This is a genomic window from Paenibacillus sp. FSL R7-0652 (assembly GCF_038595045.1).
In the GTDB taxonomy this organism is placed as follows: domain Bacteria; phylum Bacillota; class Bacilli; order Paenibacillales; family Paenibacillaceae; genus Paenibacillus.
Genome location: NZ_CP152001.1, coordinates 4986772 through 5002545, shown reverse-complemented (window position 1 = coordinate 5002545; position 15774 = coordinate 4986772). Strand labels below are relative to the sequence as shown.

Sequence of the window (15774 nt, the reverse complement as noted above, 5' to 3'; positions counted from 1 at the left end):
CTGTGGTCAAATACAAATGTGAATGTAAATGCTGAATGAAATCAAAAACAAGCTGGTTTTCGGTTTAACGAAAGCTGGCTCGTCTTTTTTTTTATTAGGTATATGCAGTCTTCATATGTCTATCTTTATATTCTCCTTTATTTATATGACAAAATAAGACAGGGGATTGTCGATTTACTGTGAGGAGTGTCGTTTTTTATTTGGCGCTTTCGAGGATTTAATGGGCAATTATGGTATATTTCTATATTGGATTGTGATACAATAGTGGAAAATATATGTAAATATAGATTAAGTAATTTATTGAAAGTTTAAGGCATAACATAGGGGATGAAAGATAGTCTCTTGCTTTGACTGCATATAATAGAGTGAAATGTACATTTTATGAGAACATAAGAGGAAGCTGCAGCTTGGAAACAGCACATCATCCGTGACATGATATATTTAAGAGAGGAGATCTCAATTGGAAAATATAACGATAAATTCCGATGAAGGAGATAGCCTGAAACTTCACCTATATAACACGGATAAATTCAAGACCATAAGTCTGATGTTGACAATGAGAGCACCCCTGGATAAGCAATCCATCACTTCGAGAGCTTTAATTCCCCAGATTCTCACCGGAGGCTCAATGAAATACCCGACTCGCAAGCAATTACAACAGAAGTTGGATGAGATGTACGGGGCAGAGCTTTCTTGGGACACATACAAAAAGGGAGAGGATCATTGTATTTCCTTAAAAATGGAAATCTCAGCAGAACAATTTCTGAATGATAGCGATTCCTTATTGCATTCCTCCCTGCTTCTATTACACGAAATGATCTATAACCCTTTAATCGAGGATGGAGCGTTTCATCCACAGATTGTTGAACGGGAAAAACAGTTTTTAAAACAGCGCATGGATTCGATGTTCAATGATAAGGTGTTGTACGCCCATGTTCGTCTGGTGGAAGAGATGTTTGAAGACGAGGCGTATGCCAGTCCGCCGTATGGTAGAAGGGAAGAGATAAATTCTCTCCATGCGCAATCCGTATTCCAAGTCTATAATGACATGCTTCGAAATGATCGCTTTGATTTATTCATCGTTGGAGCTTTTAACGAGAGAGATGTCAGAGTCATGGTCAATGAAGTATTTTGTGAAAAGTATAATAATATCTCTTTAAATAGAAATTCTTCAATTAGATCCAAAGTAGATGCGGTGAAAGTGGTACAGGATCATCTGGAGGTCAAGCAAGGAACGCTCCTTTTGGGATATAGAATGTCTACAACCATACAAGATGAGCATTACGAGGCGGCAAGAGTAGCAAATGCTGTTTTCGGAAGGTTTCCATCCTCCAAGTTATTTCGTGCGATACGCGAAAGAGAAGGTCTTGCTTATTATGCTCACTCCCAGATCGAAAGCAGCAAAGGCTTGCTTGTAGCGATGGCAGGAATTGATTTTGAACATTATGAACGTGTGATCGAACTAATGAGAGATCAAGAATACGCGATGAAAAAGGGCGATTTTACGGAAGCCGAAATGGAACAAGGTAAAGCACTGCTGATCAACTTATTGTTAGAAGCACATGATTCCCCTGAAGGCATTATGGATATCTTTATTCAAGCTGTGGATAGCGGATTTTCTGCTGCGATTCAAGACCATATTAAAAGAATCAGCTCAGTAACCAAAGAAGATGTCGTTAACGCCGTGAATAAGTGGGAGCTGGATACAATCTACTTCTTGAATAGAAAGGAGTAAACGCTTTGGAAGCTATCCAATATAATATACTGGAAGAAACAATATACTTTGAGAAGCTGAACAATGGTCTTGAAGTTTACATACTTCCTAAGAAAGATTTTCATAAAACAGCTGCAGCACTCACTGTTAAATTTGGATCTGTAGATAAGAATTTCGTTTTATCAGGAGAAGATTCTATTACACTGCCAGACGGGCTGGCTCATTTTCTGGAACATAAAATGTTTGATTGTAAGGATTGGAATGTGTTTGACAGGTTTGCCCGGCTGGGAGTAAATGTCAACGCTTTCACGAGCTTTACTCGTACAGCTTATACAATATCGGCAGCTTCCAGCGTCCATGAAAGTCTTGAAACTTTGCTGGATTTTGTCCAAGAGCCTTACTTTACGGATGAAGCCGTAGAAAAGGAAAAAGGAATCATAGAACAGGAAATAAAAATGTACGACGATAATCCAGGCTGGCGTGCTCAATTCGGAGTTTTAGACAATTTATACACAAGCCATCCAGTAAAAATTGATTTGGCCGGGACAGCAGCATCCATTCGAAGTATTACCAAAGAGGATTTATACACGTGTTACCAGACATTTTACCATCCTGGCAATATGCTGCTTTTCGTTGTTGGGCCTGTAAGTCCTGAAGAAACGATGGAGCTTATTCGACAAAATCAAGAGCATAAGAACTTTCCGCAAAAGGTAGAGGCCAGCTGTATTTTCGCTGACGAAGATCGCGGCGTGAATCGAAGCTCCAGCGTAATGCGGATGCCGGTCCCTATTCCCCAAGTATTAGTAGGATACAAAGAAACAAAACCATTACGACGAGGGCGGGAACTGCTTAAGTATGAGTTAGCTGTGAATGTATTGTTGGAGTTAATGTTTGGCATCAGTTCAGAGGCATACAATACAATGTATAACCTCGGCTATGTGGACAGTTCATTTCATTTCGAATATACAAGCGAGAAAAATTTCGGATTTACAATCATAGGTGGGAACAGCTGCGAACCGGAAAAAGTAATATCCTGTATAAACGAAACGATACAGCGGTTTAAAACGGAATCCATCCCTGAAGAAGATGCAGAGCGTGTGATCAAAAAAGAAATTGGCCGTTTTCTAAGTTCCATTAACTCCCTGCAATTTATTGCAAATCAGTTTACACGTTATCGCTCTAACGATACCGATTTATTTGACGTATTACCTGCACTGGAGCAGTTAACTCAATCTGATCTTGAAGATGTACTGCACTTGCATTTTTCTGATGAATCCAAAACAACGCTAGTTGTCAAAGATTACTGAACATGCAGAAAAACAGGAGTGAAAACATGACTAATCTTCTGGAGATTAAAAATATCAGGAAATCATATGGAGCCAAGGAGGCATTAAAAGATGTTTCTTTCAATGTTCCTCCTGGATCTATCGTTGGTTTCATTGGTGATAACGGTGCCGGTAAATCAACAACGTTCAAAATAGTACTGGGCCTTATTTCTAACGATGCCGGTACAGTTCAGTTGTTTGGCCAGAAAAATATGAATAAAAATCCTCAGATCAAGGAGAAGATTGGAGTTGTATTTGATGCAGCCAATCTTCCAGCCCATCTGACCATCAAGCAGTTAAATAACGTGTTTGGACATTTGTTCAAAAACTGGGACGAGAATAACTTTCAACGTTTAGTCCGTACTTTCTCGCTGCCTATGGATAAAAAAGTAAATGAGTTCTCACGTGGAATGTCGATGAAGCTGTCTGTAGCGGTTGCCTTATCACATCATGCTGAGCTGTTGATTCTCGATGAAGCGACGGGAGGACTTGACCCTTCATCAAGAGAAGAAATGTTAAATGAGTTAAAAAGCTTTGTAAGTGATGGCAGAGGGGGAATCGTACTTTCCTCACATATCATGAGTGATATCGAGAAAATAGCAAGTCATCTTGTCATTATAAAGGAGGGCGAGATCTTGCTGAATGAAGAGAAGGAAAAGGTCTTTGAAAAATATGCGATTGTCGACCTCGCTGGAGAACAGCTTGACTTACTTCATCCGGAAATTGTGGTGGCCAAGAGAAGTTGCGATTCTTATTATAATGTACTTGTATCAGATAAAAAACAATTACCAGAAGGTATGGTGACTAGACCAATCTCTATGGATGAGATCAGTTTATTATTAACAAGGAGTCATGAATAAATGAAAGGTTTATTAATGACAAGTTATTACTTGGTATATCGGAGTTCACTGTGGTACACAGGTCTGGCTATTTTGCTGTCGGTCATCATTCTAACGTACGCAGATGATTCCATGCACCGTTTGGCTGCCATGTTAAATATTTTGCTCATGGTCATGTCTGCACTCGATGTCATTAAATTTGAGGGAAAGTCAGGATATGATAAATATGTCCTTACCTTACCTGTGAGTAGAAGCCATGTCGTTCAAAGTCACTACCTATTCTATTTTCTAGTCGTCATTTATGGTGTTCTGTTATCTTTCGCTATCTTTTATGTCTATAGTCTTGTGTCAGGTACGGAGATATACAATATGTTCCATGCTATCTTTTTTGGCACTTTTGCAGTTCTCATAACCGGCGGTATCAATTTCCCTCTCTATTATATTTTTGGACCGGAAAAGTCAGATTCCATTACGTTGGGAAGTGTTGGCGGAGCAATTTTAATTACGATCGTTTCACAAGGTATTGTTGGCGGATTGGCCACGAGCCTGAATGCCAATGATCCTGACCAATTTGTTCCTATCATTTATTTATTATTTGGTTTACTTGTCTATATAATATCTTTATGTGTCTCTATGTTTATCTATCAGAAAAAAGAGTTTTGATAAGGGGATGTCTTCAGCGACAATAAGGTCAAGTGTTCTATCTAACTTGGCCCAGTGAATATAATTCTTATAACAATGTAAATTAGATATCTGATAGGGTGGATACTTAATTTTAGGAGGGAATGGAATGGAAGGGAACATGCTGTACAACCTGTATCTAAAACCGAATTCGGAATACTACGGGAAGTCGGAAAACAGCGAAGAAAAGATGCACATCTATGAGCTGAGTGACCTTCCTGACCCTTACGTTGTAATATCAGCAAACGAATCGGTTTGGAAACACTATCATGTTAAGGATTCACCTCTTCCTGATCAGGGATGGAAAATTCATGTCTCTGCATTATTCGAAGAATCAAAACGTTTATTAGAAAAGGTTTCGAAAATATGTATAGATGAACGGGTTGAATTCAAACACCTTAAGGATAAACAAAGCTTTATCAAGATGAATTCGAAAAACGCGAACCGAGCATCTTCAGGCAAATTCATAACGGTATACCCTGTGAATAATGATGAGTTCGTAAAGCTGCTGGATATGATCTCTTTTGCAACCTCAGGCTTCCAAAAAGGACCTTATATTCTGAGTGATAAACGGTGGAAAGATAGTAACGTGTTTTACAGGTACGGCGGTTTCAGGAGTATTTTTAATGAATATGGGGAGCATTGTATCAAAGATGATCAAGGTCGATTAATTAAAGACGAGAGAACCCCGTATTATCAGGTGCCTGATTTCGTCAAAGGTTTTGACGATTACCTTAATACAATAAATATATCAAAGGACTCGGATGATGCAGATTCCAGTGGTGACAGCAGCCTGGAACGGTATGAGATTGAAGCCGCACTGAGCTATAGTAATGCGGGCGGGGTATACGGTGCGACTCGTAAGCAGGACAATCTGAAAGTAATCATTAAGGAAGCCAGACCTAATGCAGGTCTGGATGGTGCAGCTCGGGATTCATTGTCCAGACAAACCAAGGAATACGAGGCGCTGAAGAAACTTAAAGATCTACCTGGAGTCGTAGAGCTAATCGAATATTTTCAAGAGTGGGAGCATTTCTTTTTGGTGGAAGAATTCATTGAGGGGGGAGATTTAAGGCAGTGGCTTGCTAAATATTTCCCGTTCTTTAGGGATCATGAAGACCTGAACATACATGCTGAACATGTCAAAAAGATACTGCTTCAATTATTTGCGTTAATCGAAGAGATGCATCATAAAGATATTGCTATGGGAGACTTCCAACCGGCCAACATTATGGTGATGGAGGATCTGACTGTAAAACTGATCGATTTTGAAACAGCTATGCCTGTAAATTCGGATGAAAAGCCTAGTATGATGACAATCGGATTTGCTTCACAAGAGATAAAAATCAGTGGTGCGCGAGATTGGTTTGGCTTAAAAAAATTGACAAGATATTTGGCTCTTCCAATTTTATCTTCCGAAGTTTTAGATACGTATTTACAGCATAACCACTTTCGGTGGATTAAAGAGCTGTATGATGATTCGTTTTATCAATTCATTGTAGACCTGCAGGGGAAGTGCGATCTTAAGATCCAGGAGTACCAGTCATATGTACCTGAAGCCATTAAAATGAATGAACAAACCATTGATCTGGATCTATCTTCAATTACAGCGAATTTAATTAAAGGTATGCAGCACAATTTAACGAATGATGAGCGATTCATTAACGGTGATATTCGTCAGTTTGAGATGAATGGAGGCAAATATAACTTTTTGACAGGAGGAAGCGGCGCTGCCTATGTTCTCACGAGAAATAAGGTCAGTTCAGTAGAAGTGAACCAATGGATTCAAGATTTCTTGCTGAAACATCTGAATCACATGGATGGGAACGGTCTGATAACAGGGAAAACGGGAGTCCTGGCCTTATTGTACGAAACGGGATATCAGGATGTTGTTTTACAAGAATTGAAGATGATGAGACGGAATATGAACGAAACCAATATCTCTTTACGCTCAGGTCTTTCAGGAATAGGTCTGTTTGTTGTCAGCTTATTTTTTGAAACAGAAGATTATGAATATGTGAAGTACGCTAAGGAAATAGAAGAATTAATAGAGAAGAACCTGGATCACGAAGGAAAGTTAAGTACCAATGACTGGATGGCTGTAGAAATCGGTGTAATAGATGGTTTATCAGGTGTGTCACTCTTCTATTCCGCCATGTATTCGGCAACGAGGGATACTTCATATTTGGACAAGGCAAAGCAGCTCATATCTGAAGATCTGAAGAAAACAATTATGGATGAATCTACCGGCTCAATCCAAACGGTGGATGAGAGAAATCGACAACTGCCCTATCTCTCCGGAGGATCGATAGGTATCGGCATATGCATATGGTTTCTCAATCATGTGAGTGGACAAGATTTTTTCAAAAGTGAAATGAAGGCGGTTTCAAAATTGTCGCGTATATGTTCTACCATCAGTGGAGGGTTATTTGATGGGGCGGGCAGCTTTCTCTTACTGCCTTCTATGGTGGAGCAGGGACAGGAACGTGAACAAATGGAACAAGAGGTTTTGAATCTACTGAATCTATTTTTAATAGATAAACGGGAATATTATGTTTATCCCGGTCAGTTTTCTTATCGATTAGCGGATGATGTGTATTCAGGCAGCTCGGGAATCATATTGGCCTTGATGGGCATCGTCAAAAATAATCCGCTGTATTGGCTTCCGTTGATCCATTCAGATCAATTTGCCGCAAAAACCAAAGCTGGTTCTGTACTAACAGCCAACTAAGCCGTTTTATAAACAAGACATGTGCTGCATACACAGGATTTCTCAGCGCAGGAAAGGAGGTGAAATCTATGAATAAAGTATTGGAATTGCAAAAATTAGCAAACAAAGAGGGAAAAGGTAAGGCAGCAGAAGCTACCGTAACTGTAGTTACCGTTACTGTTTTTCTGTCAACAGTAAGCAACCACTGCTAACTTGAAATTCCAGTTAGTGCATAAAATCCGCATTGATAAATTGCTGTAATAAGGTAATGAAGTGCACTTTACTTGCTGCTTAGCTGAGATACGCAGCTGCTTCTTCAGCTAAGCAGCAATCCCTCTTCTGTATAGACCACTCAATCAAATTCAACAGAAGGAGAGACCATAATGGAAAAATTATTAGAAATGGCGAAAATTCCCGAGCCATTTGAGGAAGGATCAGTACAAATCTGGCTTGACTCTAGCCGTGATGACCTAGTTTTGAAAGCTCATTTTGATGAAAATATTCCTGGTGGCAGTAAGAATAATGAATTTATTAATGAAACCGTTGATTTCATTCATACTATTGCTCCTCTAGATCAGTATACCAAAATTGTTGATCTTGGTTGTGGCCCAGGCCTGTATGCTCAAAAATTAGCGATGAGAGGTTATAAGGTCGTTGGTGTCGATTTCAATAAAAAGTCAATTGAGTATGCAAAGCGGGAAGCCGCAAAAGAAGGTTTATCCATTGAATACAGAAACGAGGACATCACAAGCATTGAACTCGAGAATGAATTCGACATGGCTCTATTGATCTATGAAGTTTACAGCTTTTTTAGCCCGGAAAATAGAAAAAAAATACTTAACAATATCCACCGAGGTTTAAAACCCGGGGGATTAATTCTACTGGATGTATTATCAGAATACAGCTATAACAAATTTGAAACTCAACTGATGTGGGGACTGACCCGAAAAGATAACCCCTTCTCAGAGAAGAAACATTTGTCCTTATATGCTTCTGTGAAATATCCTGATTATGTGACTTTATCAAAAAATGTTTTGGTTTTTGGAGATGGTGAGTTGGTAAACTATCATTACTGGAATCAACATTTTACGGTACAGAGCCTGGAAAAAGAAATGAACGATGCCGGATTTACGCTTGAAAAAGTATACGCAGATGTGAATGGTGGAGAGTACCAATCGGACCGGGACTCTTTCGCGGTTCTTCTCAAGAAAAATTGAAAACTTGATTGCATCGCCTGCAATCCTTACATATGACCAAACATGATTTCCTCTTCTCTCACCTATATGATTGTTTATTGAAAATCATACGGTATGTTAATATAAAATTAATATAAAGGATTAGATTTAGTAAGAAACATGCCGAATGAAAAGAGGAATAGTCTATGGAAAAGACATATTGGCTCACTAATGTCATTTTGGAACAAGGATATATTCGTGAGGGAACAGAAGTAACAGGAACAAAAACTGGGCCTGCCCATCTTCGTATTGAAAATGGAGTAATTGCTGCCGTTGTGGATGGGGGCGAGCAGCCAACGGATCATTTACCACAGGTGGATGGTAAAGGGCTGCTTCTGCTTCCCTCGTTTGAAGAAGCACATATTCATCTGGATAAAACCTATTATGATGGACCGTGGAGAGCGGTTAGACGAATCTCCAGCATCTTTGAACGCATTGAGGAAGAGAAAGTGCTGCTCCCCAAACTGCTGCCTGAGGCCAGACGTCAGGCGGATGGTATTCTTGCCTTAATTCAATCCTATGGTTCCACGCATGTACGTGCACATTGTAATATTGAACCGGTCAGTGGACTTCGGAGGCTGGAAGTAACCAGAGAGGCACTGAATAGCTATGCAGGCAAAATATCCTCAGAGATCGCTGCGTTTCCACAGCATGGGCTGTTGCGCTCGAATTCGGTGGGACTCATGGAACAAGCCATGTCTGAAGGGGCCACTCATGTTGGCGGACTTGACCCGTATACCGTAGATGAGAACATGGAAAAGTCGCTGCATACGATGGTTGAACTTGCAGTGAAACATCGGGCGGGCATTGACATGCATCTGCATGATGGAGGAGAGGCAGGCAGACAGACACTGCTTGAACTTGTCAGACTGACCGAAGAGGCGGGGCTTCAAGGTCAAGTTACGGTCAGTCATGCATTCTGGTTTGCTGGAGCAGAACAGCAGGAGGCCGAAGAGATGGCGGGCCGCATGGCATCGCTGGGAATGGGCGTGGCTTCAACCGTTCCCATTGGCAGAACAATGATGCCGCTTCCTATGCTGCAGCGCGCTGGTGTAAACGTGAAGCTGGCAACGGACAGTTTGACGGATCACTGGTCTCCTTTTGGTAGCGGCGATATGCTGGAGAAGGCCGGGCGCTTCGCTGAGCTGTACGGGTTTAGCGACGAGTTAGCTTTATCACAATCCCTGGCTGTTGTTACTGGCGGAGTAACACCGCTGAACGCCGCAGGGGAAAGGGTGTGGCCGATGGCTGGAGATGCCGCGAGCTTTGTGCTGGTCCATGCGAGCTGTGCTGCGGAAGCGGTTGCCCGGAGATCTGCAAGGGAGGCCGTATGGTATCAAGGCCGATTGGTGAGCGGATCCACAGCAGATATGAAGGGGCAGGCTGCAGAAAGACCGGATTAGAATAGAACAGGATCGTCACAGCGTGAGCCACGGAATCCGTGGCTTTTTTTGCTATTGCAAGAAAAGGAAGAATAAATTAAAAATGACAAAGGAAGAAAGGATGCGCAGATTCCACATTTTGGGTTATGATAGACGTGAATTACAAGAAAGAAGTCGTTCAATAGCTTCCACAGCATTGGAGGCAGATGCGCAGTATTCTGTTTGGAATTAGTGGGGGGACAGACGCTGTTGCCGGGTACACAGCTTCTCAAGATTGTAATGGTCATAAAGACTTAAACATGGACAGATGAAGGAGATTGAAGATGGAACATTCGTTTGAAAAATTAGTAACTTTACAGCAGATAACCCAGGAAAATGAGCAGGAGTGCATTCTTCTCCAACCACGAGAAGATCAGCTCGCACTGGTAGCCAGCAATGCGGACTCTTTAGTTCATGCGACCAAGGAAGTGACTTCAAGACCTTACGGAATTTATGCAGACGATCAGATGGTGGGATTTGTTTTATTTGATAATGAAATCTATACAGACGGTCATTACTGGATTCTGCGTTTTATGATTGACAGAAATCACCAGGGTCAGGGGTATGGCAAACGTGCTATTCAGGAAATTATTCATTTCTTGCAGGAGCGAAGTGACTGTAAGCAGATCAGAGTATCACATGTACCACACAATATTGCGGCTAATACATTGTACAAGCGTTGTGGCTTTCAGGAAACGGCTGAAAGAGAGGACAACGGTGACATTATTTTGAGTTACCAGATGAGAGTATAAGGGGTAGTTATGATGATCAGAGAAGCTGAATTTAGGGATGCAGCAGCGATTGAAAGATTGTACAGAGAGCTGCTTCCGAGCCATACGCATACAAAAGTGCTCGCTGAACGAATAGAAGAGATTAGACGCCACGAACACAGCTATCTCTTTGTGTATGAAGTTGAGAAACAGGTGGTAGGTACGGCGCATTTACATATTTGTCTGGATGCTCTCGCGGGGAACCAACCGTTTGGTGTGGTGGAGAGGGTCATTATATCCAGTGAGGTGCAGGGCCAGGGGTATGGTACAGAATTAATGGAACATCTGGAACAGATATGTATACGGATGAATGCATCGAAGATGCTGCTCGCCAGCGGCGCTTCCAGACATGAGGCCCATCATTTCTATCAAAAGCTTGGATATGATGGGGAGTCCAGCAGAGCTTTTAAGAAATATCTATAATTTTAGGAGAAGGATCAGATCAATAGAATGAGGACTAACCAAGATGGATATAAACACAATAAGCTCTGGAATAAAGGACGTACAGCAGTGCTCTTGACGCTGCTGCTTATGACGTTATGCTGTCTTGGTACTGCGGCGTATCTGCGGGCAAAATCAGGATCGAATATGTATGCTTTTTTGGTCTGGGACATGTTTCTGGCATGGGTTCCACTGCTCATATCATCATTGATCGTTTATGTATTAGAATGTAAAGGTTTCAAACCCGGATGGTTGGGCGCTGCTCTAGTGGGCCTGCTTTGTCTGATTTGGCTTTTCTTTCTGCCCAATGCGGCCTATCTGTATACGGAGATGCTGCATGCCTTCCGGTATTTCACAGCTCAGCCAGAGTCCCCATTTTGGTATAACATGGATTTTTGGTATAGTCTTACACTTTCACTTGGTACGGCTATCGTGGGTTTATTACTCTCTACATGTTCTGTTAGGCAAATTGAAAACGTGCTGTATCTGTTTGTACATAAATATGTCTGCTGGATAATTATAAGTTTTATATTACTTCTGAGCAGTCTAGGCGTGTATATCGGCAGGTATAATCGCTGGAATTCATGGGATGTTGTATCCAGACCGGAGCAGATTATAACGGACTTGCTGCATGATTTCGGCGCAGTGGACAGTATGCTGCTCGAATTTGTAATCCTAAAGTCTGTGGTGCAGGGATTCGTGTATATCATTGTTTCACTAATGAGTTCAAGAACAAACCAGCGGCAGCACTGAAATAGCGTTTCGGAACAGAATGGAATTCATGAATATTTCATAAAAGCAAGGAGCGACCCCGATGAGAGTGATTATAAACCGTGTTCGTTTGTTGGAGCAGTTAACCAAAGCGGTTCGCTTCGTATCATCCAATGAGCATGTCCGAGTGCTCGAATGTATATATATGGAGACGTTTACAGACCGGATCAGCTTGATTAGCGGAGATGGTACAGCTTTTTTTATGACGGAGATTCCTGCAGAGGATATTCAGATCCAGCAATCAGGGAAGGCTGCGGTTCAAGCAAAGCTGCTGGCTGATATTGTACGAAAGATGCAGGAGAACGAAATCATATTATCCAGCGAGGCAGCAGGTGACCGCCTAATCGTCACCACTCACTCCGCCAGATCAACTTTTGTACTCCAGCTGCTGCAGGCTGATGAATATCCGCTTCCAGAGTCGATCGAGTGCAGTACGTTATTTACGATCAGCGGGGCAGGCTTAAAAGATGGGATTCGTCAAACTTTGTTTGCGGTCCAGAAAAAAGAACATATGCCTACGCTGACTGGAGTGAAAATGGAGGTTAAGGATGCTGCGTTAACGATGATCGGCTGTGACCGATATCGGATGGGGAAGGTGAAGCAGGCTCTGACATCTGAGATGCATGTAGTGAGCGAAACAGCTATCGTTCCTGGCCGAACGATGAATGAGCTTGAGAAACTTCTCGGAGATGAATTTGTGAACGTTAGATTGGGCAAAACCAAGATTGAATTTACGGGTGAACATTTCACCCTTCTGACTCATTCAATTACAGGAACTTATCCGAATGTTGACATCGGTACAGACTCGGCTTATGCAGCTCGTTTTGTCGTTCCTGCATCTGATCTGATAGCCGCACTGGACCGCACTGCAATAATCGCATCTCAGGAAAAAACCAATCTGGTCCAAATGCGGGTCCAAGCGGAAAAGGTTGAATTCAACGCCTCAAGTCAAGTAAATCAATCATCAGAAACACTCTCTACATATCGTTTTCTAGGAACGGAATGTAAAGTGTCATTGAATGTAGGTTACGCATTAGAAGCTATAAAAGCGCTGGACGCTGAGCAAGTTCAAGTACAGATTAACCAGGGGATGCAGATGATCCTTTTTACCTCAGATGAAAAAGAGGGGGCACTGCAGCTGATTATGGCGGCTCGTACCGCAGGTTGATATTGGTTCATGCATAATGAGGAGATAGAAAACCAGGGTGAATATATATATGACACTGCTCAGGAGGTAACGACACATGGGTGAGGCTTCTGTTTTTATCAAACGTTTACCGGATATTGGTGAGTGTGAGCGGATCTTTAAGGCAGCAGCGATGATGGATGCGATATTGATGCCCGAATGGGAGTACCGGTATTATTCTTACAATGCACAGTGGGACAAAGGTGAACAGATGGCCTCGATGAGAGACGGAGAAGGGGATCACTATTTTGCATGGTTTGATTCCGGCAGTCTGATTATAAAAGGGTATGACAAAGCTTATGCTTCTCTTCATAAAAATCGGCTTGGTGATGTGTTGAAGGGTGTGCCTGCGGTATTTAATGCATTTCTGCATGAGCCTGCCTTTATGATGGATCAGACGACATTCTGCATTTGGAACGAAGCAGGGAAGAACGGCTGGGCTTCAAGTCAGCAGCTGACGGATGAAGCCTGCGTTTTAATCGAGATACTTGCGGGTGGTGCAGTGTATTATCATGCCTGGGCTCAAGCGTATTATGAGGTCGAATTGGATCTAAATTGGGTTCAGCATGTATTTGCCTTGAAACCGCTGAACGAACAGCTGCTGCAGCGGTTAAATGCAGAGATTGAGCTTGACGAACTGGAAGAAGATATTGCAGAAATTGGTTATCCGGAGATGGAGGAATGACATATGAGTCTAACCGAATGGACTGCGGATACGCTTCAATATGATCTGTCAGATGAATATTCGATTCGACTGGCTGATGTTAAGGAGTGGGGGTTATTCTGTACCGTTTATTATGATATGGGGTACGTTGGATTTTTCAGAGAAGAAGAGTTCAATTCCTCAAGGTGCAGTGCGTACTGGATCTATCAAGGGGAGCGCAAAGTAGGCGGTGTAAGGATGGAGCCCAACAAGATGTATCACTTGTTTCTCATCCCCCCTTTCCAGCAGGGCTTTGAGATCGTCAAGCTTCTGAAACGGAAATTAATGCAGTGGTCAGACCGCAGCAAACGCATCGTGACCTTTGAGATTTTACCGAGCCAAGCAGACTGGTTTGCAAGGGCCGGATTCTGGCCGGCCGAGTTCAGATGCCGCTGGATGCAGCGGCCTACGGATCATTTTGATATCGAGTGGGACCCTAGGTGGTCTGTACAGAGTCCGAAGATCATTGAAAACGGGACGGGTGGATTGAAGTACGTCAACGAAGAAGAAATCGCCCGGTGTGATCTGGAAAGTTTCGGTGGAAGTCTTGAAGCGGCTCGAAGAAAGCAGAAATCACTGGAAGATTTTACACCTGATGAGGACCCCAACTACACTAACGAGATTCTGACGCAGGCCTCTACACTGGTATATGATCAGGAAACCGGTCAGTTGATTGCCAACTGCCGCTTGTGTCTGCAGGACAATCAGGCTGCTGTATACAGTATCGGTGTGATCCCTTCGTACAGAGGAAGAGGACTCGCTTCCCAGATGTTACAACGAGCATTAACCATGCTCAAGGGGCAGTATCCTTTTTTACGGCTGTACGTCATGGAGGGAAATGATGCGGAGTCGGTGTATTTGAATCTGGGTTTTGTCCAGGGGGTTCAGGAGATTCAGACCATGTATATTCCTGAGGAGGAATCGGAATGAAGGCCGCCATTTTAACCGATATTCATGGAAATGCTCCAGCGCTTCAAGCCGTGTTAAGTGATATTGACCAGCAGGGGGACATCGAGCAGTTATTTTGTCTGGGAGACATGATTGGTATAGGTCCATATTCCAATGAAGTGATTGAAATGTTATACAGCCGTGAACACATGACGGCCATTGCAGGGAATCACGAAGAAGCGGTACTCCATTTACTTGAGGGAAGAGGTCCGTTGAAAGGGCACAAAGAATTGCAAGAACATCATGAGTGGGTTGGCAGACAGTTAAGCGAAGAATCTATCAAGCTAATACAGCGTCTGCCCAAATCTATAGACAAAGAAGTCGAAGGACAGCATGTGCTGCTGACTCATTATCATATGAGCGATAACAAGCTGGATGACATTGATCGGGAGCCTTCCGGCGTGAAGTTGGATGCAAAGTATAAAGAAACCTCGTATGACCTGATCTGTTTTGGACATTATCACATTCTTCATTATTTCAGGACGGCGCAGCGGGTCTATATGAATCCGGGAGCTTTAGGCTGTAATGAGTTTGCGGTTGCGCGATATGGCATTGCAGAGTTTCATAAGGATCGACTGGATGTGAAGTTCACGGCCGTTACCTATGACAACAGGCAGTATCTTCAAGCTTATGAGCGTCTGAACGTTCCGAATAAAGATTTTATTTTGAAAGCGTTCCATGGGAATCAACTTGACAAAGAAGTGCAGTAATGACTAAGGGCGATCTGGCGAGATTGCCTTCTTTTGTTTAGAAAAGGGAGGAAAAATAATGATGTTCGTTATAATTATTTGTTCACTCTTAATTTTAATTTTAGGCCAATATGTAATTAAAGCAGCCATTGATACTTCACGAAATAGCCAGCATACGAAAGAGATTTTGGTAGAGCTGCGGGAGATCAAAGCACTTTTGAAAGAGAGACAGTGAACACAAGCGGGAACAATATGGCTTCTGGCTGCGGGAACTGCTGAATAGTTTGAAAATAGGATGTAACTAAAGTCGGCTTTAGGTTGTTTAAGTATTGGATGAGGTG

General features: G+C 42.3%; 16 protein-coding genes. All 16 read left to right on the top strand.

All coding sequences use genetic code 11. The features are described from left to right. Positions 1 to 460 precede the first annotated feature (460 nt). The 16 genes from MKY97_RS21915 (at position 461) to MKY97_RS21840 (ending at position 15668) form a co-directional block, all read left to right on the top strand. A complete protein-coding gene (locus MKY97_RS21915) occupies positions 461 to 1735 on the top strand; it encodes a pitrilysin family protein (RefSeq protein WP_342552386.1) in 1275 nt (424 codons plus the stop codon). A gap of 5 nt (positions 1736 to 1740) precedes the next feature. Beyond that, complete coding sequence (locus tag MKY97_RS21910) at positions 1741 to 3021, top strand: pitrilysin family protein (protein ID WP_342552385.1); 1281 nt, start codon at positions 1741 to 1743, stop codon at positions 3019 to 3021. A gap of 26 nt (positions 3022 to 3047) precedes the next feature. Next, positions 3048 to 3899, top strand: a complete 852-nt coding sequence (locus MKY97_RS21905; RefSeq protein ID WP_342552384.1) for an ABC transporter ATP-binding protein — start codon at positions 3048 to 3050, stop codon at positions 3897 to 3899. Then, positions 3900 to 4541 carry an ABC-2 transporter permease gene (locus MKY97_RS21900; RefSeq protein WP_342552383.1) on the top strand — a complete coding sequence of 214 codons (642 nt, stop codon included), beginning with the start codon at positions 3900 to 3902 and terminating at the stop codon, positions 4539 to 4541. Positions 4542 to 4668: 127 nt separating this feature from the next. Then, complete coding sequence (gene lanKC / locus MKY97_RS21895; RefSeq protein ID WP_342552382.1) at positions 4669 to 7290, top strand: class III lanthionine synthetase LanKC; 2622 nt, start codon at positions 4669 to 4671, stop codon at positions 7288 to 7290. 68 nt (positions 7291 to 7358) lie between these two features. Continuing rightward, on the top strand, positions 7359 to 7481 hold the full coding sequence (locus tag MKY97_RS21890) for a class III lanthipeptide (protein ID WP_342552381.1): 123 nt from the start codon (positions 7359 to 7361) through the stop codon (positions 7479 to 7481). A 171-nt stretch (positions 7482 to 7652) separates the two neighbouring features. Continuing rightward, positions 7653 to 8486 (top strand): methyltransferase domain-containing protein, encoded by an 834-nt coding sequence (locus MKY97_RS21885; protein WP_342552380.1) that lies wholly within the window; start codon positions 7653 to 7655, stop codon positions 8484 to 8486. Between the two features lie 164 nt (positions 8487 to 8650). Continuing rightward, the gene (locus tag MKY97_RS21880; RefSeq protein WP_342552379.1) at positions 8651 to 9907 is read left to right on the top strand and encodes an amidohydrolase; all 1257 of its coding nucleotides are present in this window, start codon (positions 8651 to 8653) and stop codon (positions 9905 to 9907) included. 302 nt (positions 9908 to 10209) lie between these two features. Then, positions 10210 to 10677, top strand: a complete 468-nt coding sequence (locus tag MKY97_RS21875) for a GNAT family N-acetyltransferase (protein ID WP_342552378.1) — start codon at positions 10210 to 10212, stop codon at positions 10675 to 10677. Between the two features lie 9 nt (positions 10678 to 10686). Next, positions 10687 to 11118, top strand: a complete 432-nt coding sequence (locus tag MKY97_RS21870; RefSeq protein ID WP_342552377.1) for a GNAT family N-acetyltransferase — start codon at positions 10687 to 10689, stop codon at positions 11116 to 11118. 27 nt (positions 11119 to 11145) lie between these two features. After that, positions 11146 to 11889 (top strand): DUF1361 domain-containing protein, encoded by a 744-nt coding sequence (locus MKY97_RS21865; protein WP_342552376.1) that lies wholly within the window; start codon positions 11146 to 11148, stop codon positions 11887 to 11889. Positions 11890 to 11950: 61 nt separating this feature from the next. Next, a complete protein-coding gene (gene dnaN, locus MKY97_RS21860; RefSeq protein ID WP_342552375.1) occupies positions 11951 to 13075 on the top strand; it encodes a DNA polymerase III subunit beta in 1125 nt (374 codons plus the stop codon). A 76-nt stretch (positions 13076 to 13151) separates the two neighbouring features. Continuing rightward, positions 13152 to 13778 (top strand): hypothetical protein, encoded by a 627-nt coding sequence (locus tag MKY97_RS21855; protein WP_342552374.1) that lies wholly within the window; start codon positions 13152 to 13154, stop codon positions 13776 to 13778. 3 nt (positions 13779 to 13781) lie between these two features. Then, positions 13782 to 14726 (top strand): GNAT family N-acetyltransferase, encoded by a 945-nt coding sequence (locus MKY97_RS21850; RefSeq protein WP_342552373.1) that lies wholly within the window; start codon positions 13782 to 13784, stop codon positions 14724 to 14726. Beyond that, positions 14723 to 15454 carry a metallophosphoesterase family protein gene (locus MKY97_RS21845; protein ID WP_342552372.1) on the top strand — a complete coding sequence of 244 codons (732 nt, stop codon included), beginning with the start codon at positions 14723 to 14725 and terminating at the stop codon, positions 15452 to 15454. The genes MKY97_RS21850 and MKY97_RS21845 overlap by 4 nt, the downstream gene beginning before the upstream one ends. A gap of 58 nt (positions 15455 to 15512) precedes the next feature. Next, positions 15513 to 15668 (top strand): hypothetical protein, encoded by a 156-nt coding sequence (locus tag MKY97_RS21840; protein WP_342552371.1) that lies wholly within the window; start codon positions 15513 to 15515, stop codon positions 15666 to 15668. Positions 15669 to 15774: the final 106 nt, after the last annotated feature.